Raw genomic sequence first — 19,452 nt, 5'->3', positions numbered from 1 at the left:
TGACCGAGCATGACAGACACCGACGCGGGGTCGACCGACGACATCGTCGCGGAGACGGTCGAACTCCTCAAATCGTTCGAGCTGACCGAGTACGAGGCGAAGTGCTTCGTCGCACTCGCCCGCATCGGACAGGGAACCGCGAAGGAGGCCAGCGAGGTCGCGGACGTCCCGCAGGCACGTGTGTACGACTGCATGGAGACGTTGCAAGACCGTGGGCTCGTCGACGTCCAGCAGTCCAAGCCGCGCCAGTACCGCGGGAGCGACTCCGACGACGCCCTCGACACCATCGAGCGGCGTGTCGACCGCAAGCTGGAGCGCCTCGCCGAGTTGCTCCCCCGGCTCCGCGAGGACGAGCGCGGCGACGAGGGCGGCGAGATATGGGTCACCGACGGGAGCGACGAGGTCGCCGAGCGGATGGCCACGCTCGTCGAGGCCGCCGCCGACGAGGTGATGTTCGCCGTCGCCGCGCCCGACCTCCTGACCGACGACCTGCTCGACGCGCTCGTCCTGGCGGCCGAGGCCGGCGTCGACGTGACAGTCGGCTCGCCCGACGAGTCCATCCGGCAGCGCGTCGCCGACCACGTCGCGGGCGCGACCGTCGTCGAGACGTGGACCTGGTGGGAGACGGTCCCCATCCGGGACGGTGCGGTGTCGAGCGTCCTGATGACCGACGGCGAGGCGCTGCTCGTCAGCGCGGACGCCCCGGCCGAGCTTCCGAGCGTCCGCACGCACCGGGCCGTCTGGACCGACAGCGGGGAGGCACCGCTCGTCGGGATGATGCGGCCGCTGCTCGCGAACGCGATCCGCGGCGAGGTAGAGGGTACGGCGACGCTGTAGACGGGCGACGTGCGACGACTCGGTCACTGTGCGGCGACGGTGCGGAGGTTTCTCACGAGGTCCGGCCGCTGTTCGACCAGCACATCGAGCAGCTGGCCGGCCCGCTCGCAGTGGAAGTCGGCGGCGAGCGTGTCGTCGGCGTCCCCTCCGACACAGCCACTCCCTGGAGCCGCTCAGTCCCCGCTCGAACCGCGGCCGTACGATTCATGGTCCGTCCGGAACGCTGTACACGGGATGTGTCAGGAGTCGATCTTCACGACCGAGCCCGTCGACCCGGTCCGGCGCGACAGCGTCTTCCCGTCCGACCCGGACGCCACGCGACCCCGGCCGGCGTCCGGACGCGATGGCGGGACCGACGTCAACCCGGTACTGGACCACAGCGCCCCGTTCGAGCGTCGGTTCGACGCCGCGACGACCGTCCTCGGGCTGGAGCCGACGACGCTCGACTTCTGTACCCCGACGGTCACGCGGATGCGCGTCGAATCGGCCGCCGAGGATGCGACGGGCGAGTCCGACGCGGTCGTCGACGCCGCGCGCGAGCTCCTCGTGGACGTGGCGCGCGAGCCGTCGGACTACCCGCTGCAGTTCTGAGCCCGCGGTCTCCCGGCCCCCGACCGTCTTCAACGGTTCTCGTCGTGGAGTCGCTGCAGGACCGGTATCTCACCGATTCGCTCCCCGGAGAGCGCCGTCCAGTCGAGCCCGGTCGGTCGTCGGCCGTCCCGGCCCGGACGGAACGTCCGCTCCGGCGTCACGACGAGGTCCATCGGTACGTCGTGGGCGTCGTGCGGGAGCGGCTCCGACCGGACCTGTCGTTCGTGGACCGTCGTCGCGACGGTCGTCTCGTCGGTGACGCGGTCGAACTCGCGCAGGACCGCGAACTCGAGGTCGCTGTAGCCCTCGCCCTTTCCGATCCGCGCGCCGTCCTCCGAGACGGCGACGCTCCCGCTGACGACGAGGTCCACGTGTGGCACGTCCTCGGGGCCGACGGCGACACCGGCGTCGGCCAGCCCACCCACGGTCGTCGCGGCGTCGACGTCCACGACCGCATCGGGGTCAAGCTCGACGAAGCACCGCTCGTCGCGCAGCCGTGGCACCGCGACGTAGAGGGTCTTGCCGGCCCGGAGCGCGGCCCGCCGGACCGGGAGCTGTGGGGCGTCGGGGTTCGCCTTCACGGTGTCCGCGGCCCGCCACTCGTCGGTCTCGGCCAGTCGGTCGGCCGCCGCGTCCGCCCCCGCGAAGTTCGGGATACGGTCGTGCGGCGGGTACGGGAACCGCGCCGTCCCGCTCTCCTCGAGGTCGTCCCAGACCGCCCGGCGGATCGTCTCCTTGTCCATCGGGTCGGGGTTGGGGCCGGACGCGAAAAAAGGCGGAGGTGTCGGTGGTCGTGTACTGGATACCCCCGCCGGGGACGAGGTGTGGAAATCGGGTCGTGGTGGTGGAGGGGTGGGGTGCCGTGGACCTCACGCGCCTGCGGCGTCGTCGTCGGGCCCGTGACCGTGGCCGACGACGAGCGCGAGCGCGTTCAGGGCCAGCAGTACGAGGAACGCCCCTGCGCCGTCCGCGCTCCCGAGGCCCGACGCGAGCAGCGGCAGGTGGACGAACGGGAGGACGACTGCGAGCCAGAAGCTGCCCTTTCGAACGGGAGCGAGCAGTGATCTGACGTCGATGCGTGCGTCGTGGGTGTCGGGAAGCGCGGTGGACATCGGGGGCACCTCGTCGGCACCAACACCTTGGTCGGACAGCCCCATATAACGGGCCGAGCGTTCGGTTAATTTCGGTGTGTTTTACCAGCCTCCATGTCGTTTCGTCGTTCTTCGAGACCTTTCGAGCGGCGTTTAGAAGTTTTACAAGCACCTGTGCGACCCCAAGAGGGTTCTCTGCACACGGCCACGTCCGATCTGGGAGAGCGGTATCAGGCGTTGCCTGACGCTCTCGAACGGGCCGTTCGGCCGGCGATAAACAGTCGCGCGCACCACGAGCGGTTTACCGGGGGTTCCGAATTTATACGTCCGGGCGCGCAACCCGAGCCTATGGAACTGGACTACGTTCCGCTCGGACGGACGGGCACGATGGTCAGCGAACTCGCCTTCGGCACCTGGCGCTTCGGCCGCGAGACCGAGGCGGGCGTCGAGATCGGCGAGAGCCGTGCCTACGAACTGCTCGACGCCTACGAGTCCCACGGTGGACGGTTCATCGACACGGCGGACGTCTACGGGGGCGGCGACAGCGAGACGTGGATCGGCAACTGGCTGGCGGACCGCGACCGCGAGGACTACGTCATCGCATCCAAGATCTACTGGCCGACACGCGAGGACGACCCGAACGGCCGCGGGCTCTCCCGGAAGCATCTCCGTCGGCAGATCGACCGCATGCTCGACCGTCTCGGCACCGACTACGTCGACCTGCTGTACATCCACCGCTGGGACGACGACACGCCCGCCGAGGAGTTCATGCGCACGCTGAACCGGTTCGTCGAGGACGGCAAGGTGAACTACCTCGGCGCGTCGACGCTGTACCCGAACGCCTGGAAGGTCGCGAAGGCGAACGAGCTCGCCGAGCGCAAGGGCTACGAGCCCTTCACCGTCACGCAGCCCCGGTACAACCTCGCCGACCGCGAGGTCGAGGCGAACTACCTCGACATGTGCGCCGACTACGACCTCGGGCTCTGCCCGTGGAGCCCGCTCGCCCAGGGCTTCCTCACCGGGAAGTACACGCGTGAGGACCAGACCCCCGAGGACTCGAAGGTCGCCGCCGAGGACCGCTTCCGCGAGAACTACCTCACCGACGAGAACTTCGACCTGCTCGACGAGCTCCACGCCGTCGCCGACGAGGTGGGCGCATCGCCCGCCCAGACCGCCATCGCGTGGCTCCAGCACCACGACCGCGTCAGCGTCCCGCTGCTCGGTGCGCGCACCGTCGAACAGCTCGAGGAGAACCTCGGCGCGGCCGCGGTCGACCTGAGCCAGGAGCAGTTCGAACGGCTCGCCGACGCGAAGGGGCAGCCGCTCGGCGACCTCTGACGGTCGTCGGTCCTGCTCGGCGGCGAGATGGCTGTGTCGGGGAGAGCCGCCAAGACTTTACCTCGGTTCCTGTTCGGTACCTGTAGTAACCGCCGATGTCTGTAGACTCCCCGGTCAGCATCGTCTGGGTCACCGTCGAGGATGGGCCTCGAGCACTCGAGCAGCCCCCCGTCGACGGTGTCGACGACGTCCTCCCGCCCGCCGAGGCGACCGACCGCGTCGCCGCACTCGACGACCCATCCGAGACGTGCGTCGTCGCCGTCGGCCTCCCCGGCCTCGCCTGGTTCAGACGGTGTGCCGACGTGCTCCCCCACCGACCGCCCGCGCTGCTCGTCGTCGACGATGCGGGCCTGGCCGAGGCTGCCGCTTCGGGGCCCGTCGACGAGATCATCTGGCAGGATGCGGTGACGGATCGGGGACGGTTCGCGCTGCGTGTCCGCCAGACGGTCGACTCGTGGTCCGGCAGCACGCATCCGACCGTCTCGGACTTCGAACCACTGGTCGAGCACGCACAGGACCTCATCACGGTCGTCGACCCCGACGGCCGTATCCGGTACGCGAACCCCGCTGTCGAGGACATCCTGGGCTACGACCGCGACGAGTTCGTCGGGTCCCCCGTCTTCGACTACGTCCACCCCGACGACAGGCGCGAGGTGGCCGCGGAGACGGAGGCCGTTCTCGAGGAGTCGGAGGCGCTGGTCAGCACGAGCGTCTACCGCGCACGGCACGCCGACGGCTCCTGGCGCTGGCTCGAATCCGTCAGTCAGAGCGAGGACCTCACCGCGCCGGTCGACGGCTACGTCGTCTCCACGCGCGACGTGACCGAGCGCGTCGAACGTGAGTCGCGTCTCCGGCGCGAACGCGAGACGACCGAGAACGTGCTCGAATCCATCGAGGACGCGTACTTCGTCCTCGACCGGGACGGGCACCTGCAGCGCTGGAACTCCACCGTCGAGACGGTGCTCGACAGGACGGCGAGCGAGCTGGACGGACTCGACCTGCACTCGGTGTTCGCCGACGCCGACCGGTCCAGGCTCGACGAGCACCTCGCAGCGGTCACCGCGGGCGAGACGCGGACCATCCAGCTCGACGTCCGCACGGGCCGTGGCGAGTTGCGGCCGTACGAGTTCAAGACGAGTCCGTTCGTGGTCGATGGCGAGGTCGCCGGCATCTGTGGCATCGGGCGCGACGTGACGGAGCGGGAAGCACGCGCCGAGCAGCTCCGGCGCACGGAGCGTCGCTTTCAGGCAGTCTTCGACGACCCGATGTCGTTCCTCGGCATCCTCGACACCGACGGGCGGCTGCTGGACGTGAACGACCGGGCCTGCGAGTTCGCCGGCGTCACCGCGGACGAGGCGACCGGGCACCTGTTCTGGCGGCTCCCGTGGTGGGACCACTCCGACGCCGAACAGGACCGGATCAGCTCGGCCATCGAGCGCGCGGCCGACGGCGAGTTCGTCCGGTTCAAGACGACGAACGTCGGTGACGACGGCGAGGTCGTCCACCTCGACACCTCGCTCCGGCCGGTCGTTCGCGACGACGGCACCGTGGCCTCCATCGTCGTCGAGGGTATCGATATCAGCGAGGAGGTACGGGCGAACCGAGAGCGGGAACTGCTCCTCGACGCCATCCAGTCGGCCGCCCGGTCACCGGACCTCGAGGCCGCGCTGACCGAGACGCTGCGGACGGTCGTCACCAGCACGAACGTCGTCTACGGCGAGGCCTGGCTCCCGGATGGCGAGGAGCTACGGCTGCAGAACACCTGGTGGACCGCGGACCCCGAACTCGAACCGTTCGGCCGACAGAGCGAGACGTTCCGGTTCGCCCCCGGGGTGGGACTCCCCGGCCGTGTCTGGGCGTCGGGGAACCACGAGTGGGTGCTGGACCTCGGGCGCGGGACCGACGCACAGCTCCCACGGCTCGAGGAGAGCGCCCACTTCGGCCTGGAGAGCGCCGTCGGGATGCCCGTCCTCGGGACCGACGGAAGCGTCCTGACCGTGCTCGTGTTCCTGACAGACACGAGCCAGGGTCGCGACGACCGGTTCCTCGAGCTGCTCGAAACCATCACGGCGCACCTCGGAGCCATCCTCCAGCGGAAGGTCGTCGAGGACGAGCTGGCGGCCGAACGGGAGCGCCAGCAGCGGCTCCTCGAGACCAGTCCGGTCGGCATCCTCGTCGTCGGGAGCGACGGCGAGCTCGAACAGGAGAACCAGCGGGCACGCGACATCTTCGGCGTCGACGAGACGGAGACGCTCGCGGCCGCCTACGACCGCGAGCCCTGGCGTGTGACCCCCACCACGGACGACGGGCCGGAGCTCGAGAACGGCTGGTTCCGGGAGGTCGCGGCGACCGGGACGGCGATACGGAACGAGGTGTACGTGGTCGACCGGGCCGACGGCGAGCGGCTCTGGCTGCTCGTCAACGCCGCACCCGTCGGCGGTGAGGAGGGCGAGGTCATCGTCTCCTTCTCGGACATCACCGAGCAGAAGCGACACGAGCAGGCGTTCCAGAACCAGGCGGAGCGGGTGAGCGTGCTGAACCGCGTCCTCCGGCACGACCTTCGGACGCATCTGACCGTCGTCGGTGGGCTCCTCGACCGCATCACCGAGCAGGCGGACGTGCCCATGGCCACGGTCGAGGCGATCCGGCAGTCGCTGGCCGACCTGGAGACGCTGAGCCACCGTGCCAGACGCATCGAGGCCGCGTTCGAGTCTGAGACGCGGACGTCCATCGACCTCGGCTCGCTCGCCGAGCGCGTCGTCGCCGACGCGGCCGACACCTACCCCCACGCGGCGGTGACGCTCACCGAGGCGAGCGGGCCGCCGGTGCTCGCACACGAGCACTTCAGGCTCGTCCTCGACAACCTGCTGGAGAACGCGGTCGTCCACCACGACGGGGACGACCCGTCGGTCGAGGTGTCGGTGGCGCGCCGGGACGAGACCACCGTCCGACTCGTCGTCAGCGACGATGGCCCGGGCATCCCCGAATCGGAGATCGAGCTCCGCGAATCCCGCCTGGAGACCGCTCTGGACCACTCCGACGGGCTCGGACTGTGGATCGTCCGCTGGCTGGTCTCGAAGTCGGACGGCGAACTCAGGCTGGAACGGTCGGAGGATGGCTCCCGGGCCGTCGTATTGCTCCCGGTCGCACCGGGGGCGGAGTGACGGTCGAGGCGACGAGCCCGCTACTGTGCCTTCGTCGCGAACTTCTCGCGGACCTTCTCGATCTTCGGGTCCGCGTGGAACGTGCAGTAGCGGTCGTTCGGGTTCTTGTCGTAGTAGTCCTGATGGGACTCCTCGGCCTCGTAGAACGTCTCCAGGTCGACGACCTCCGTCACCACGTCGTCGTCGTACTCGCTGTCGAGTTCGTCGACGAACGCCGCGGCGAACTCCCGCTGGTCCTCGTCGTGTGCGAGGATGATGGAGCGGTACTGGGTGCCGACGTCCGGTCCCTGCCGGTTCAGCTGCGTCGGGTCGTGGACCGTGAAGAACACCTTGAGCACGTCCTCGAAGCCGAGGACGCCCGTGTCGTACTCGACCTGGACGACCTCCGCGTGCCCCGTCTCGCCGGAGCAGACCCGTTCGTACGTCGGGTCCTCGACGTGCCCGCCGGCGTAGCCCGATGTGACCGACTCGACGCCGTCGAGCTCCTCGAACGCCGCCTCGATGCACCAGAAGCAGCCGCCGCCGAGCGTCGCTCGTGCTGTCGTCATGAACGACCGTACGGCTGGCACGGCAAAAACCCCGTCGGAAGGCTCACTCCATCGCGTCGCGGTCGAGCGGGTCCTCGATGTCGCCCATGACGGTCTCCAGCGCGTCGGTCGCCGTGACGAGCCCCTCGACCTCGCCCTCGGACATGGCGAGCGCGAGCTCCTGTCCCTCGGCCTGGAACTGGTCGATGACGTCGCTGACGCTGGTGTCGGCGGCGACGGTCATCGGCGGTGCGGCCACGTCCTCGAGGTCCCACTCCCCGGTGCGAATCTCGTCGACGTGCTCGAGCAGCGACGGGACGTAGACGACGCCGCGGTAGTCGTCGAGGTCGCTGCCGACGAGCGGGTAGCGGGTGTGCGGCGAGTCGTACACCTTCTGGAGGTTCTCCTCGACGGGGTCCTCGGTCGAGAGGACGACCGCGTCGTCGATGTCGACCATCACGTCGTCGACCATGATCTCGTCGACGGTCAGCGCGTTGATGACCTCCTCGTGGCGCTCCTTGGAGAGGTCACCCTGTTCGAGCAGGGAGTTCAGCCGGGTGCGGAGCTGCGCGCGGCTCTCGATGACGTCCTCCTCGGCCTCGAGCCAGGCCCCGGTCATCTCGACGCCGAAGAGCTTCAGCGTCGCCTTCGCCACGGTGTCGCCGACGCTGATGATGGGCGAGATGAGCCACGCGAACCAGTACAGCGGGCGCGCGCCCCACTTGCAGACGAACTTCGTGCGCTCGACACCGAGGTAGGTCGGCGTCTGCTCGCCGTGGGTGAGGTGGACGAGGTTGATGATGAGGAACGCGAGGAGCCCACCCGCCCCGATCGAGGCCAGCGCCGTGTTGTGGAAGTACGGTTCGAAGATGGCCCCGAGTGCGGGTTCGGCGACGATACCGACCGCGATGCTCGATGCCGTGATGCCGACCTGACAGCTCGTCAGGTAGATCTCCAGGTCGTCGGTCATCTCCCAGGCGCGTCGGAGCGCCGGCGTGTCGAACTCGGATTCGGAGTACTGTCTGACCCGTGTCAGTGCGAATTCGATGGCGACGAAGAACCCGTTCGCCAGGATGAGACCGAGACCCGCGAGTAACCGGGCGGCGATTTCGAGCGAGTTCATCTCGTGGCCGGCTTCCATCCAGGGACTCAAAAATGGCCGGGGTTACCACCTTGGGTCGACGCTGGGTGGTGGCTCCGAACCGATGTCCTCTTTATGTTGGGGGAGATACCTCGGGCCATCTCACCGCGCCTCGGAGCTGGCGACTGTGCTCGAGCTTCTCCCATCTCCCTTACCGGTGTCCCCAAATATCCGCCCGCCGATACGCTGGATTCGGTCGAATCCTCTCGGTGTTGAAGACACCGAAACCGAATCGGCCACATCGATTCAGGAAACAAAACACTCATTTTCTCGGGATACTTCTGTATTACTATGTACGACCTTACAGGGTTCCAGCGGGACCTGTTGTACGTGATTGCGGGGCTCGACGACCCCCACGGACTGGCGATCAAGGAAGAGCTCGAAGACTACTACGAATCCGAGATTCACCACGGTCGACTCTACCCGAACCTCGACACGCTCGTCGACAAGGGCCTCGTCGAGAAGGGCGAGCTCGACCGGCGGACGAACTTCTACACACTGACCCGGCGCGGTCGCCGCGAGATCGACGCCAGACAGGAGTGGGAAGCGCAGTACGTCGACCGGATGGAGACGGCAGAGGCGTCTTCGTAACCGACCGACAGGTCCCGCCACCGACGGGCAGCACACGAGGGAACAGGGACCACGGATTCACAGCACCCCGATCCATTCTTTCGAGGCGACGACCGACAGCGGCGGTGCCGGTCCACGCCCGAGCAGTCCACGGAGCCGTCCGCGGAGTCCGCCGTCGGCCACCTCGCCACTGGCTGGGTCGTCACGGCGGCGAAGCTTCCCCCGGACGATGGGGTCGACCGGCGGGATCCCGGCGTCGAGCCGCTCGAACGCGACCGCCTCGAAGCGGTCGTCCGCGAGGAACCGCTCGTCCGTCGCGCGGTCGAGCTGACACCCCGCCGCGAGATGCCCCCAGACCAGCTGGACCGTCGACTGGAGTCGCGCGGCCCAGCCCTCGGCCCGGACGTGTTCGAGGAACCGGAACTCGCCACCGGGCTTCAGCACGCGGGCGACCTCGTCCAGCGCCGCGTCGAAGTCGGGGATGGTACAGAACACGAGCGCGGCGACGACGACGTCGACGCTGTCGTCCGCGAGCGGGAGCGACTCCGCCCCGGTCGGGTGTATCGTGACCGAGAGCCCGCACTCGCGGGCGCGTTCGACCGCGCGCTTTCGCATGTGGGGGTCGGGCTCCACCCCGACGACCTCGCCGGCGTCGCTCGCCGCGAGAAAGGGGAACATCGCACCGGTGCCGACGCCGACGTCCAGCACCGTCCCCTCGAGGTCGGCCGCCAGCCAGCGCCGGTGCACCGCGATGCGCCGCTCGAACGGCGCGACCACCGGGTCGTAGACGGCAGCGAAGAGCCGGTGTCCCCCGGTCGACGGTCCGTCGGTCACTGGAGGGTCTCGGTGACGTACGACCGGACCCCCGCGACGCGGTCCGCGTCGAACGTCCAGAAGCCCTTCCACGGTCCGATACGACCGTCCTCGGCCGGCAGACGGTAGCAGACGAGTGCGGCCGACTCGCTCGGGTCGGACGGGTGGGTGTAGACGACGAACCACGCCCGTCTGAGGTCCTCGTCGACCGCGTTCGTGTGGACGTTCGCGTCGATGTCCGGTGGGACCGCGGCGTCGTCGAGCCCGTAGATGTTCACGTCGAGGTCGGTCGCACCGAGGGCGCGGTACACCTCGTGGGTGCCGCGCTCGTCCCGCAGCCGCGAGAGGTACTGGAAGCTCGAGTGGAGCTCGCCGACGCCGTGTCGCCACGCCCGTGCCTCGATGTAGCGGGAGAGCTCGATGAGGAGGAACTTCTGCTTGCGGGTGTCCGGGTAGCCCTCGACGGTGAACACCGTGTCGGCAAGACCGAGGATGGCCTCCGGGGTGTCGACCTCGTCCAGGTCGCGGGAGCCGGAGATGTAGGTGTCGGAGTTGACGAACAGGATCGTGTTCTGGATCGACTCCAGCGAGGAGTGGACCGTCGACCCGTCCGTCCGCGAGACGACGACGGTGTCGTTCGGAACGGAGTCCTCGCCGCCGTCCTCGACGACGTCGACGGGCTGCTCGTCGAACAGGTCGTCCAGCATCCCCTGGACGATGTCGGAGCTCTGCCTGTCGACGACCGTCAGGGTCCGTGACTCCCCCTCGACGCGCTCGATAAGCTGTCTGAGACCCATACGAGTGACAGTTCCCGGACGACATTAAACGTTCTCGCCGGGTGCGTCACACGGGAAACCGCAAGCAACAATCCAGTTCGCTTCGACGGCCCGTTTCGACCCGGAGGCGGCCGTGAGCGGCTGTCTGCGGGGTGACTGGAGAGACCGTGTGTTAACGCGACTCAGGATAATAATATAACCCTCCAGACGGTAGAACGGTTTGCTATGAAGAAGCAGGAGCTCATCCACCTTCACGGACTGCTCGCAGAAGTATCGACACACTACGAGACAACGGCCGACGGCGACCTCAACCTAGACGAGTACGAATCGCTTGGTATTCGACCAACGAGCATCCACAAATCGAAGACCGACCACAAGGCGGCTGTTTTTGCACTCGCGAACGGCATCACCTCCGATATGAGTTCCGAGGAGTCCGAAGAGACGGTCGCCGTCTCCGCAGACTAAACGGGAGTTCTCGTCCTACACCGAACCAGCACCGACCAGCGGCGGCTCTCTCTCTCTCTCTCGAACTCGGCTCTCCCGCCCCGACTACTCGATGAGGTCCTCGAACTCGGGGAGGACCTCCTCATCGCCCTCGTCCTCGCCCGCCACGGTGTCGTCGCCCGCCTCCTCGTCAAGTTCGTCGCCAGTGGATTCGTCGTCGTCCGTCTCCTCGTCCTCCTCGAGGACCTCGACCTCGAGGACCTCCAGCGGGATGTTCTCCAGACGCATCCCGATCTCCTTGCGGGCGATGCGGGAGGCGTGCTCCTCGCGCTCGACGTTGAACACCGTCATCTCGAGCTCGAGGGCGACCAGCGCCTCGTCGGCCGCGATGAACGCCGGCGGGAGCTCCTCGCCCGAGGGCGAGGTCCGGCTGCCCATGTTGATCTCCACGTAGTTCAGGTCCGGATTCAGCATCTCACCAGTTTTCGAGATGGCGATACGAACGGCCTCGTCCGGTGTCGCTACGTCGTATACCGGCACTGCAGCTTCGACGACAACTCTGCAGTTCATGCTATTCTGTGTTACTCTGCCGAACAGTATCAAGGTTGGCGTTCGTTCACCCCGTCGGCCGACGACGACGGGGGTGGTGGGCACGGCGTACCGGGTTCGTAACCCCCAAACGGGCGCGGCCCGGACCCTCGGACGATGGAGACAGGGTCTATCCCGCTGTCGTCGCTCCCCGGCGGCTTCGACGCCCACGCGACGCTGGAGAGCGGCCAGTCGTACCTCTGGCGACGCGAGGACGGACGGATGTACGAGGGCGACGACGACGGGTCGCCGTGGTACTGCACCGCACTGTCGCTCGACGAGCAGGACGGGGCTGCCGTGCCCCTGCCCGACCGCGGGCCACACGCCATCCGGTTCCGCGTCGCCGACGACGCGCTCGAGTGGGAGGCGACCTGCGACGCCCACGACGCGCTCGTCCACCTCCTCCGACTCGACGACGACCTCGACGCCATCGTCGCGGATGCACCCGACGAGGCGCTGATAGGGGAGGCCTACGACGCCTACCGCGGGCTCCGGCTGGTGCAGGACCCACCCTTCGGCTGCACCGTCTCGTTCATCTGCTCGGCCCAGATGCGAGTCGAGCGCATCCACGAGATGGTGTCGACGCTCGCCCGCGAGTACGGCGAGGCGGTCGACCTCGGGGACCGCACCTACCACGCGTTCCCGACCCCCGACCGGCTCGCGGCGACGACCGAGGCCGAACTGCGCGACCTCGGGCTCGGCTACCGTGCGCCCTACGTCCAGCGCACCGCCGAGATGGTCGCCACGGGCGAAGCCCACCCCGCCGAGGCCGCCGGGCTGGCGTACGAGGACGCCCGCGAGTCCCTCACGCGGTTCGTCGGCGTGGGCGAGAAGGTCGCCGACTGCATCCTGCTGTTCTCGCTGGGCTACGACGAGGCCATCCCGCTGGACACGTGGATGCGCACCGTCGTCTCCGACTACTACCCGGACTGCGACCGCGGCAACTACGCCGACACGTCGCGGGCGCTCCGTGACCGCTTCGGCGGCCGCTACGCCGGGTACGTGCAGACCTACGTGTTCCACCTGCTGCGGACGCGGGGGTGACGAACAGCGACGCCACGACACCTACGTTTTTCTCCCACGTCGCCGTCGTCTCACCCATGAGCGAGGAACGGACCCGCGCACACGTGTTCGTCTCCGGTCGCGTCCAGGGCGTCTACTACCGCTCGAACACCCGCGACGCCGCCACCGAGCACGGCGTCGACGGGTGGGTCCGCAACCTCGACGACGGCCGCGTCGAGGCCGTGTTCGAGGGGCCGGAGGACGCCGTCGAGGCGATGGTGGAGTGGTGCCACGAGGGCTCGCCGGCCGCGAACGTCGAGTCGGTGGCGGTCGAGTACGAGGAGCCACAGGGCGAGGAGGGCTTCCGGATTCGGCGCTGACAGCCGGACCGTCGGCCCGCGGGCTGGCGTCGACCGCACCGCGCGAGGGGGCGGATTTACCACGTCCCCGTCCGAACCCACGGACATGATTTCGAGCGACCGGATGGCCCAGGTCGACGAGAACGCCGAGGGGCTCGGCGTCCCCCGCAAACAGTTGATGGAGTCGAGCGGGCACGCCGTCGCACGTGCCGTCCGCGAGGCTGCCGAGCCGGGTGATCGGATCGTCGTCGTCGCCGGCCGCGGGAACAACGGCGGGGACGCGTTCGTCACCGTCCGCTTCCTCGACGAGTTCGAGGTGACGACGCTGCTGCTCGGGCGTGCAGACACTATCACGACCGATATCGCCCGGGAGAACTGGGACGCACTCCAGCAGGCCGAGTACGACACCCGCGAGGTGCGTGACTCGACCGCCGTCTCGCTCCCCGACGCCGACGTGGTCGTCGACGCGATGCTCGGCACCGGCGTGACGGGCGCGCTCCGCGAGCCCGAGGCGACAGCAGCGAGAGCCATCAACGAGGCCGACGCGACGGTCGTCGCGGTCGACGTCCCCTCCGGCGTCGACGCCGACACCGGCGAGGGGGCCGGCGTCGCGGTCGAGGCCGACCACGTCGTCACGTTCCACGACGCGAAGCCCGGGCTCGCCGACGTGGACGCCACGGTCACCGTCGCCGACATCGGCATCCCCGACGCCGCCGAGACGTTCGTCGGCCCTGGCGACCTGCGCGTGCTCTCCCGGGACTCGATGGCCCACAAGGGCGACTTCGGCGAGGTGCTGGTCGTCGGTGGCGGCCCCTACACCGGTGCACCCGCTCTCTCCGCGCAGGCCGCGATGCGCGCCGGAGCGGACCTCGTGCGCGTCGCCTGCCCGACGAGCGTCGCAGACACCGTCCAGGGCTACGAGGCGGGGCTCATCGTCCGCGGGTTCGCCGGCGAGCTGCTCCGCCCGACTCACGTCGACCAGCTGCTCGACGCCGCCGTCGACGCCGACTGCGTGCTCGTCGGCCCCGGGCTCGGCCGCGCCGAGGGGACCCTCACCGCCGTCCGCGAGTTCCTCGCCGAGTACGACGGGCGCGCGGTCGTCGACGCCGACGCGCTCCGGGCGGTTCCCGACCTCGACACAGAGGCCGAGCTGCTCTGTACGCCCCACCAGGGCGAACTCGTCGCCATGGGCGGTGAGACCGACGACGACTGGGAGACACGGGCCGACCTCGTCGCCGACTTCGCCGCCGACCTCGAACAGACGCTCCTCGTCAAGGGTGCCTACGACGTGGTGACCGACGGCGAGACGACCCGCGTCAACCGGACCGGCAACCCCGGGATGACCGTCGGCGGCACCGGCGACGTGCTCGCGGGCATCTGCGCCGCGCTCGCGAGCACGCACGACCCCGTCACCGCCGGCTCGGTGGCGGCGTACGTCAATGGGCTCGCCGGCGACGCCGTCGTCGCCGAGCAGGGCTACGGCCTGTTCGCCAGCGACCTGCTCGACGAGATTCCGTACGCGATGTGGGGTGGTCGAGATGTCTGAGGGTGGGGCGGCAGGCGAGGACAGCGAGCCGACCGGCGACGCCCGCGACCTCACCCACGTCGACGACGACGGCGACGCTCAGATGGTTGACGTCGGCGCGAAGCCGGACTCCCGGCGACGGGCCGTCGCGGAGGGGACCATCCGCCTCCGCGAGTCGACTGTCGACGCCATCCGTGCGAACGAGGTCGAGAAGGGCGACGTGCTCGCGACGGCTCGAATCGGGGCCATCCAGGCGGTCAAGCACACCTGGGAGACCATCCCGATGTGCCACCAGATCCCCATCACCAACGTCGACACCGCGTTCGAGGTCGCCGACGACCGCGTCAGGCTGACCGTCGCCGTCGAGACGACCGGGAAGACCGGCTGCGAGATGGAGGCACTGGAGGGCGTGACGACGGGGTTGAACGTCGTCTGGGACATGGTGAAGGCGGCCGAGAAGGACGACGACGGCGAGTACCCCGAGACCCGAATCGAGGGCGTCAGCGTGGTCGAGAAGACGAAAGAACGGGTCGAGTAACGCCGGGGGCCGGTCAGCCTTACTGCACCGGCGTCGAGAGGTCGCCCGCCCGCGACCGTGCTTTCTCGACCACGGCCGGCCGCGCCTCGAAGTCGACCACGACGTCCTCGTCGCCGTAGGTGACGTCGTCGACGTTCGCGTTGTCGTGGATCCACGAGACGAGGCTCATCGTGTCGTCCGTCATCGGGAGGACGAGCCGCTCGCGCTCCCAGTCCGGCAGTTCGTGGACGATGCGCTCGCGCAGCTCGTCGACGTTCAGGCCCTCCATGCCCGACACCGCGACGGGGTTCGGCGCGAGCGCGGAGAGCGCCTCGCGCTTCTCGGCGAGCGCCTCGGCGTCGACCTTGTCGATCTTGTTCAGCACGGTGACGATGGGGGCCTCGTTGCGCTCGTACAGCGTGTCGTGGGACGTGACGAGCTTCTCGCGGATCTCCTCGACGGGCTCGCTCACGTCGACGACCAGCAGCACGAGGTCGGCCCGGTACACCGAGTCGAGCGTGGACTTGAACGACTCGACGAGCCAGTGGGGCAGGTCGGAGATGAACCCGACCGTGTCCGTCAGCAGCACGTCGCGGTCGTCGATGTCCGCCCGCCGGGTCGTCGTCCCCAGCGTCGTGAACAACCGGTCCTCGGACTCGGCGGTCGCGTCGAGGTCGGGATGCAGGTCCTCGTTCTCGCCCACGTCGAGGTCCGTCGCCAGCCGGCGCAGGAGCGTCGACTTCCCCGCGTTGGTGTAGCCGGCGAGCGCGACGAGGTCGAAGCCGGCCTCGTGGCGGCGCTCGCGGCGGTCCTGCTCGGTCTGCTCGATACGGGCCAGTTCGTCCCGGATGCGGGAGATCTGGTCCTTGATGTCCTGCTCGCGGCTCTCGTCGTACTCGCCCAGCCCCATGAAGCCGGGGTGCTCGTCGCGCTTGGCGAGGCTGGTCTTGGCCTCGGCGCGCGGGAGCTCGTACCGGAGCTCCGCCAGCTCGACCTGGAGCTGTGCCTTGCGTGTCTGGGCGCGCTGGCCGAAGATCTCCAGGATGAGCGTGAACCGGTCCATCAGCTCCGTGTCGTCCGGGAGCTTCTGTCCCAGGTTGTACATCTGGTACGGCCCGAGCCGGTTGTCGAAGATGACCGTGTCCGCGTCCTCCCGGGCGGCGAGCGCCGCCAGCTCGTCGGCCTTCCCCTCGCCCAGCTGGAGCGCCGGGTCGGCGGTCCGGGACTGCGTCAGCTCCGCGACCACGTCGTAGCCCGCCGCCGCTGCGAGCTGGCGTATCTCCTCGGTGTCGGCGACGCCGCTGTCGACGCGCTTCGCGACGATGGCTCTCATCGGGTCACCTCGGCCGGGCGGCCGGCCGGTCGATACTGCGACGCTCCCAGCGGGGCGCTGCCCGCCGGGCGGCGAACCTCAGGCTCGGCGGTCCGCCACCTCGATTCTGCGAACACGTTGCATACCGGCTGTAGCCGCTCACCCCTCTTGAATCTCTCCCTGCGACAGCCCGGTAACGGGACCGTACTCCCGCCCGCCCAGCGGTTCGTGTCGGTCGTCAGTCCCGACCACCGAATCGTACCGCCCTCCCGCACTCTGTTAAATACAGGTCCCAAAAGACTTATTCAGCAGTCGCGTCCGTATCAGGATATGCTATCCCTACAGCTGGCCATCGACCCCCAGCAACTCGGGCTGGAGTTCGGGACGGGGGCGGTCATCGGCGGCCTCATCGGGTTCGCGGCGAAGAAGGTGGCGAAGATCATCGCCATCCTCGTCGGCATCGAACTGGCGCTGTTCAAGTTCCTCGAATCGAAGGGCTACATCAGCGTGAAGTGGGACGAGCTCAGCGGCGGCATCCTCGGCGCTGCCGAGGGCGCACAGGAGGTCGACACCGGCTGGGTCGAGCCGATCCTCTCCACGCTGTCCATCGGCGCGGGCTTCACCGGCGGCTTCATGGTCGGCTTCAAGAAGGGATAATCGACGGCGGCGCTCTCCGGCCTCCCGCGGGTCGATTTTCGGCGGCGTGGACCTCGACGAGTGAGCGACCGGTACGTCGTGACCGACAGCCGGTAGGACCGTCACTGGCCGTCGAGAGGCGAGTCTCGCGACGGCCCTACCGCGTGCTCAGCTCGTCCTCGTCCTTGACGATGCGCGTCTCGGCGGTGCCGCTGGTCCGGTCGTTGACCATGTCGTAGAAGTCGTTCTGCATCCCCGCAGGGAAGCGGACGACGCCGATCCACGAGCCGTCGTTCTGCCACTCCTCGCGTTCGAGCTCGCCGTAGCTCCGGACCTGGGCCTGCGTGCTGCCCGCGTAGTCCGCCGGAACGTGGACCGCCACCGTGACCTCGTCGAACCGGATGGGGATGACCGGTCGGAGCGCGTCGAGCGCGTCGTCGACCTGGCTCTCGACGGGCTCCATCGGGTCGACCTTGAAGCCGGCCTGCTCCAGCGCGGACTCGATGCGCTCCGGTGGGTGGGGCGCGTCGTCCATCTGCGGGTTGACCGCGTTCCGGGCGATCTTGTTCACGAGCTGCTTCCGCTTCTGTTCCTGCATCTCGCGGCGCTGGTCCGCGGTTATCTGGATCTCCCCGCGCTTGATGACCTCGGGGATGATCTCCATCGGGTCGGTTGTCTCGAACACCTTCTCGAGGTCACTCTCGGCGGGGCGGTCGCCGCGGGAGGCGTCCTCGAACACGTCCTCGGCCGCGATGACGTCCTCCAGGTCGCCCTCGAACTCGTCTCGTTTGATCGCCAGCGCGGCGTCGGGGTCGACGAGAACCTCGAACCGCGCACCGTGGCTCTCCAGTCGCGCGGTCACCGCTTCGTCGAGCGAAATCATACCCGAACCTTACGCGGGGTGATTAAAAAGGTGTTTCCCGTGACGGGTGGTCACTCCTCGGAGTCGTCGTCGGCCTCGTCGTCCGCGTCGCCAGCGTCGTCGTCCTCCTCGGCCGCGAGCAGGTCGTAGGCCGCTAGGTACTCCTCGGTCTCGTCGTCGGTCAGCTCGACGAACTGCTCGGACTCGGCGTCGACGGTCGCTATCCCGACACCCTCGGGGCGCAGCTCTCCCTCGTTGGCCGTCGCGAGCGCCGAGAGCGCGAGCTCGATGCCGCCCTCGAGGTCGGCGTCGTCGTCGTAGTTCGTCTCGAGGTACTCCTGGATCTCGCCGCGGTCCGCGCCGACCGCGAGCGCCTTCCACTCGTAGGGGGTGCCCGACGGGTCGGTCTCGTAGAGTCGCGGTTCACCGTCCTCGACGCCGCCGACGATGAGCGCGACGCCGAACGGGCGCGCGCCGCCGACCTGCGTGTACTGCTGGATGTGGTCGGTGACGTGCTTCGTCAGCGTCTCGATGCCGATCGGCTCGCCGTAGCGGAGCTGGTTGACCTGTGCGTCGCGGCGCGTGAAGTCGATGAGCTTGCGTGCGTCGGCGACGTGGCCCGCGCTCGCGATGCCGACGTGGTCGTCGGCCTTGTGGATCTTCTCGACGCTCGTGCGCTCCATCAGCGGGGAGCGGATGCGCTTGTCGACCGCGAGGACGACCCCCTCCGCTGTTCGGACGCCGATGCTCGCCGTCCCGCGTTTGACCGCCTCGCGGGCGTACTCGACCTGGTAGAGACGCCCGTCCGGGGAGAAGATGGTGATACCCCGGTCGTACGCCTGCTGTTGTTGTCCCTGCATTGTGTGTCACTCGAAATCCGTGTTCGTCGCGCCGACGTACCGGTCGTCGACTCGCACGTCGAGAACGCCCTCCCGCTCGACTGCCGGTCGTTCGTCGTCCTCGAACGCGACGGTTCTCTGGGCCGAGGTTTGCCTCGGCCGTCCTAAATACTTTTCTTCACAGGCCCGTATCGTCCCGGAAATCCCCCGCACGACGACGCCGAGGTCGTGTCCATCGACGCTCGCCACGCAGGTCAGTGCGGCCCGTGCGGCGTCGGCGTGACCGTGTCGTGCGCGGACGACCGCCTCGCCGGTCCCCTCGGAGAACGAGAAGCGGACGACCGTGCAGTCGGTATCGGCGCTGCCGGGGTCGCCGAGCAGGTTCCCCGCCGCGTACCAGAGCTCGCGCTGGAACGACCGCCGCGAGAGCGAGGCGTCCGGCGTCGACTCCAGTTCGACCGCGAGGTAGCGGTAGCGCGGCCGGAGGTGCTTCGGGAGGTGCTTCACTGTCCGGGTGTTC

The 19,452-nt window shown here is 68.7% G+C and carries 22 protein-coding genes; 11 read left to right on the top strand and 11 right to left on the bottom strand.

Going from position 1 to position 19,452, the window contains the following annotated elements; genetic code table 11:
* The first annotated feature begins 9 nt into the window (after positions 1-9).
* Positions 10-837 (top strand): TrmB family transcriptional regulator, encoded by an 828-nt coding sequence (locus NO345_RS17070; RefSeq protein WP_256301243.1) that lies wholly within the window; start codon positions 10-12, stop codon positions 835-837.
* Between the two features lie 234 nt (positions 838-1,071).
* On the top strand, positions 1,072-1,428 hold the full coding sequence (locus NO345_RS17065) for a hypothetical protein (RefSeq protein ID WP_256301241.1): 357 nt from the start codon (positions 1,072-1,074) through the stop codon (positions 1,426-1,428).
* Between the two features lie 29 nt (positions 1,429-1,457).
* Here NO345_RS17065 and NO345_RS17060 read toward each other — a convergent pair whose 3' ends face one another.
* Positions 1,458-2,171: a 5-formyltetrahydrofolate cyclo-ligase gene (locus NO345_RS17060; RefSeq protein ID WP_256301240.1), complete on the bottom strand. Its 714-nt coding sequence runs from the start codon at positions 2,169-2,171 to the stop codon at positions 1,458-1,460.
* 126 nt (positions 2,172-2,297) lie between these two features.
* On the bottom strand, positions 2,298-2,585 hold the full coding sequence (locus tag NO345_RS17055) for a DUF8028 family protein (RefSeq protein ID WP_497007332.1): 288 nt from the start codon (positions 2,583-2,585) through the stop codon (positions 2,298-2,300).
* 282 nt (positions 2,586-2,867) lie between these two features.
* Between NO345_RS17055 and NO345_RS17050 the strand changes: the two genes are divergently transcribed.
* Both NO345_RS17050 and NO345_RS17045 read left to right on the top strand, forming a co-directional pair.
* Positions 2,868-3,857, top strand: coding sequence for an aldo/keto reductase (locus tag NO345_RS17050; protein ID WP_256301238.1), 990 nt, complete (start codon positions 2,868-2,870; stop codon positions 3,855-3,857).
* Positions 3,858-3,952: 95 nt separating this feature from the next.
* Entirely contained in the window at positions 3,953-7,021 is a 3,069-nt protein-coding gene (locus tag NO345_RS17045; protein WP_256301236.1) for a PAS domain-containing protein, read from the top strand.
* A gap of 20 nt (positions 7,022-7,041) precedes the next feature.
* On the opposite strand, the gene msrA is transcribed toward NO345_RS17045, so the two are convergent.
* Positions 7,042-7,569 (bottom strand): peptide-methionine (S)-S-oxide reductase MsrA, encoded by a 528-nt coding sequence (gene msrA / locus NO345_RS17040; RefSeq protein ID WP_256301234.1) that lies wholly within the window; start codon positions 7,567-7,569, stop codon positions 7,042-7,044.
* Between the two features lie 43 nt (positions 7,570-7,612).
* Entirely contained in the window at positions 7,613-8,671 is a 1,059-nt protein-coding gene (locus NO345_RS17035; RefSeq protein ID WP_256301232.1) for a CNNM domain-containing protein, read from the bottom strand.
* Positions 8,672-8,980: 309 nt separating this feature from the next.
* Here NO345_RS17035 and NO345_RS17030 point away from each other — a divergent pair, with 309 nt between their 5' ends.
* Positions 8,981-9,280, top strand: coding sequence for a PadR family transcriptional regulator (locus NO345_RS17030; RefSeq protein WP_256301230.1), 300 nt, complete (start codon positions 8,981-8,983; stop codon positions 9,278-9,280).
* A gap of 57 nt (positions 9,281-9,337) precedes the next feature.
* Here NO345_RS17030 and NO345_RS17025 read toward each other — a convergent pair whose 3' ends face one another.
* Together NO345_RS17025 and NO345_RS17020 are read right to left on the bottom strand one after the other, a co-directional pair.
* Positions 9,338-10,093, bottom strand: a complete 756-nt coding sequence (locus NO345_RS17025) for a class I SAM-dependent methyltransferase (protein ID WP_368407890.1) — start codon at positions 10,091-10,093, stop codon at positions 9,338-9,340.
* On the bottom strand, positions 10,090-10,869 hold the full coding sequence (locus NO345_RS17020) for a DICT sensory domain-containing protein (RefSeq protein ID WP_256301228.1): 780 nt from the start codon (positions 10,867-10,869) through the stop codon (positions 10,090-10,092). The genes NO345_RS17025 and NO345_RS17020 overlap by 4 nt, the downstream gene beginning before the upstream one ends.
* A 204-nt stretch (positions 10,870-11,073) precedes the next feature.
* Between NO345_RS17020 and NO345_RS17015 the strand changes: the two genes are divergently transcribed.
* Complete coding sequence (locus NO345_RS17015) at positions 11,074-11,313, top strand: UPF0058 family protein (RefSeq protein ID WP_089731908.1); 240 nt, start codon at positions 11,074-11,076, stop codon at positions 11,311-11,313.
* A gap of 84 nt (positions 11,314-11,397) precedes the next feature.
* Here the strand turns inward: NO345_RS17015 and NO345_RS17010 are convergent, their stop codons facing one another.
* Positions 11,398-11,862, bottom strand: a complete 465-nt coding sequence (locus NO345_RS17010; protein WP_256301226.1) for a DUF555 domain-containing protein — start codon at positions 11,860-11,862, stop codon at positions 11,398-11,400.
* Positions 11,863-11,997: 135 nt separating this feature from the next.
* Here NO345_RS17010 and NO345_RS17005 point away from each other — a divergent pair, with 135 nt between their 5' ends.
* The 4 genes from NO345_RS17005 to moaC all read left to right on the top strand — a co-directional run bounded on the left by NO345_RS17005 (position 11,998) and on the right by moaC (position 15,304).
* Entirely contained in the window at positions 11,998-12,924 is a 927-nt protein-coding gene (locus tag NO345_RS17005; RefSeq protein WP_256301224.1) for a DNA-3-methyladenine glycosylase family protein, read from the top strand.
* 56 nt (positions 12,925-12,980) lie between these two features.
* Positions 12,981-13,262, top strand: a complete 282-nt coding sequence (locus NO345_RS17000) for an acylphosphatase (protein ID WP_256301222.1) — start codon at positions 12,981-12,983, stop codon at positions 13,260-13,262.
* Positions 13,263-13,347: 85 nt separating this feature from the next.
* Positions 13,348-14,787, top strand: coding sequence for an NAD(P)H-hydrate dehydratase (locus NO345_RS16995; RefSeq protein ID WP_256301220.1), 1,440 nt, complete (start codon positions 13,348-13,350; stop codon positions 14,785-14,787).
* Positions 14,780-15,304: a cyclic pyranopterin monophosphate synthase MoaC gene (moaC, locus tag NO345_RS16990; RefSeq protein ID WP_256301218.1), complete on the top strand. Its 525-nt coding sequence runs from the start codon at positions 14,780-14,782 to the stop codon at positions 15,302-15,304. Before NO345_RS16995 ends, moaC begins: the two co-directional genes overlap by 8 nt.
* Before the next feature lie 19 nt (positions 15,305-15,323).
* Here the strand turns inward: moaC and hflX are convergent, their stop codons facing one another.
* Positions 15,324-16,616: a GTPase HflX gene (gene hflX / locus NO345_RS16985; RefSeq protein WP_256301216.1), complete on the bottom strand. Its 1,293-nt coding sequence runs from the start codon at positions 16,614-16,616 to the stop codon at positions 15,324-15,326.
* Between the two features lie 309 nt (positions 16,617-16,925).
* On the opposite strand from hflX, the gene NO345_RS16980 reads away from it, so the two are divergent.
* A complete protein-coding gene (locus tag NO345_RS16980) occupies positions 16,926-17,252 on the top strand; it encodes an FUN14 domain-containing protein (RefSeq protein WP_256301214.1) in 327 nt (108 codons plus the stop codon).
* Positions 17,253-17,388: 136 nt separating this feature from the next.
* Here the strand turns inward: NO345_RS16980 and NO345_RS16975 are convergent, their stop codons facing one another.
* The 3 genes from NO345_RS16975 to NO345_RS16965 are packed head-to-tail and all read right to left on the bottom strand — an operon-like array spanning position 17,389 to position 19,439.
* Positions 17,389-18,114 carry a ribosome assembly factor SBDS gene (locus NO345_RS16975; protein WP_256301213.1) on the bottom strand — a complete coding sequence of 242 codons (726 nt, stop codon included), beginning with the start codon at positions 18,112-18,114 and terminating at the stop codon, positions 17,389-17,391.
* Between the two features lie 50 nt (positions 18,115-18,164).
* Positions 18,165-18,953: an archaeal proteasome endopeptidase complex subunit alpha gene (gene psmA, locus NO345_RS16970; protein ID WP_256301211.1), complete on the bottom strand. Its 789-nt coding sequence runs from the start codon at positions 18,951-18,953 to the stop codon at positions 18,165-18,167.
* A 6-nt stretch (positions 18,954-18,959) separates the two neighbouring features.
* Entirely contained in the window at positions 18,960-19,439 is a 480-nt protein-coding gene (locus NO345_RS16965; RefSeq protein ID WP_256301209.1) for an Rpp14/Pop5 family protein, read from the bottom strand.
* Positions 19,440-19,452 lie beyond the last annotated feature (13 nt).

The organism is Haloarchaeobius salinus (assembly GCF_024464185.1).
Classification (GTDB): Archaea; Halobacteriota; Halobacteria; order Halobacteriales; family Natrialbaceae; genus Haloarchaeobius; species Haloarchaeobius salinus.
The sequence above is the reverse complement of the archived record's forward strand: the minus strand, read 5'-3'. Positions and strand labels throughout refer to the sequence as shown.

What these genes read in the sequence shown, in the direction of transcription:
- NO345_RS17020 (WP_256301228.1), bottom strand. Translation starts at nt 10,869, where the DNA reads ATGGGTCTCAGACAGCTTATCGAGCGCGTCGAGGGGGAGTCACGGACC.
- NO345_RS17050 (WP_256301238.1), top strand. Translation starts at nt 2,868, where the DNA reads ATGGAACTGGACTACGTTCCGCTCGGACGGACGGGCACGATGGTCAGC.
- NO345_RS17070 (WP_256301243.1), top strand. Translation starts at nt 10, where the DNA reads ATGACAGACACCGACGCGGGGTCGACCGACGACATCGTCGCGGAGACG.
- NO345_RS17045 (WP_256301236.1), top strand. Translation starts at nt 3,953, where the DNA reads ATGTCTGTAGACTCCCCGGTCAGCATCGTCTGGGTCACCGTCGAGGAT.
- NO345_RS17030 (WP_256301230.1), top strand. Translation starts at nt 8,981, where the DNA reads ATGTACGACCTTACAGGGTTCCAGCGGGACCTGTTGTACGTGATTGCG.
- NO345_RS17010 (WP_256301226.1), bottom strand. Translation starts at nt 11,862, where the DNA reads ATGAACTGCAGAGTTGTCGTCGAAGCTGCAGTGCCGGTATACGACGTA.
- moaC (WP_256301218.1), top strand. Translation starts at nt 14,780, where the DNA reads ATGTCTGAGGGTGGGGCGGCAGGCGAGGACAGCGAGCCGACCGGCGAC.
- NO345_RS16980 (WP_256301214.1), top strand. Translation starts at nt 16,926, where the DNA reads ATGCTATCCCTACAGCTGGCCATCGACCCCCAGCAACTCGGGCTGGAG.
- NO345_RS16975 (WP_256301213.1), bottom strand. Translation starts at nt 18,114, where the DNA reads ATGATTTCGCTCGACGAAGCGGTGACCGCGCGACTGGAGAGCCACGGT.
- NO345_RS17035 (WP_256301232.1), bottom strand. Translation starts at nt 8,671, where the DNA reads ATGAACTCGCTCGAAATCGCCGCCCGGTTACTCGCGGGTCTCGGTCTC.
- NO345_RS17055 (WP_497007332.1), bottom strand. Translation starts at nt 2,585, where the DNA reads ATGGGGCTGTCCGACCAAGGTGTTGGTGCCGACGAGGTGCCCCCGATG.
- psmA (WP_256301211.1), bottom strand. Translation starts at nt 18,953, where the DNA reads ATGCAGGGACAACAACAGCAGGCGTACGACCGGGGTATCACCATCTTC.
- NO345_RS17065 (WP_256301241.1), top strand. Translation starts at nt 1,072, where the DNA reads ATGTGTCAGGAGTCGATCTTCACGACCGAGCCCGTCGACCCGGTCCGG.
- NO345_RS17005 (WP_256301224.1), top strand. Translation starts at nt 11,998, where the DNA reads ATGGAGACAGGGTCTATCCCGCTGTCGTCGCTCCCCGGCGGCTTCGAC.
- hflX (WP_256301216.1), bottom strand. Translation starts at nt 16,616, where the DNA reads ATGAGAGCCATCGTCGCGAAGCGCGTCGACAGCGGCGTCGCCGACACC.
- NO345_RS17000 (WP_256301222.1), top strand. Translation starts at nt 12,981, where the DNA reads ATGAGCGAGGAACGGACCCGCGCACACGTGTTCGTCTCCGGTCGCGTC.
- NO345_RS17015 (WP_089731908.1), top strand. Translation starts at nt 11,074, where the DNA reads ATGAAGAAGCAGGAGCTCATCCACCTTCACGGACTGCTCGCAGAAGTA.
- NO345_RS17060 (WP_256301240.1), bottom strand. Translation starts at nt 2,171, where the DNA reads ATGGACAAGGAGACGATCCGCCGGGCGGTCTGGGACGACCTCGAGGAG.
- msrA (WP_256301234.1), bottom strand. Translation starts at nt 7,569, where the DNA reads ATGACGACAGCACGAGCGACGCTCGGCGGCGGCTGCTTCTGGTGCATC.
- NO345_RS16995 (WP_256301220.1), top strand. Translation starts at nt 13,348, where the DNA reads ATGATTTCGAGCGACCGGATGGCCCAGGTCGACGAGAACGCCGAGGGG.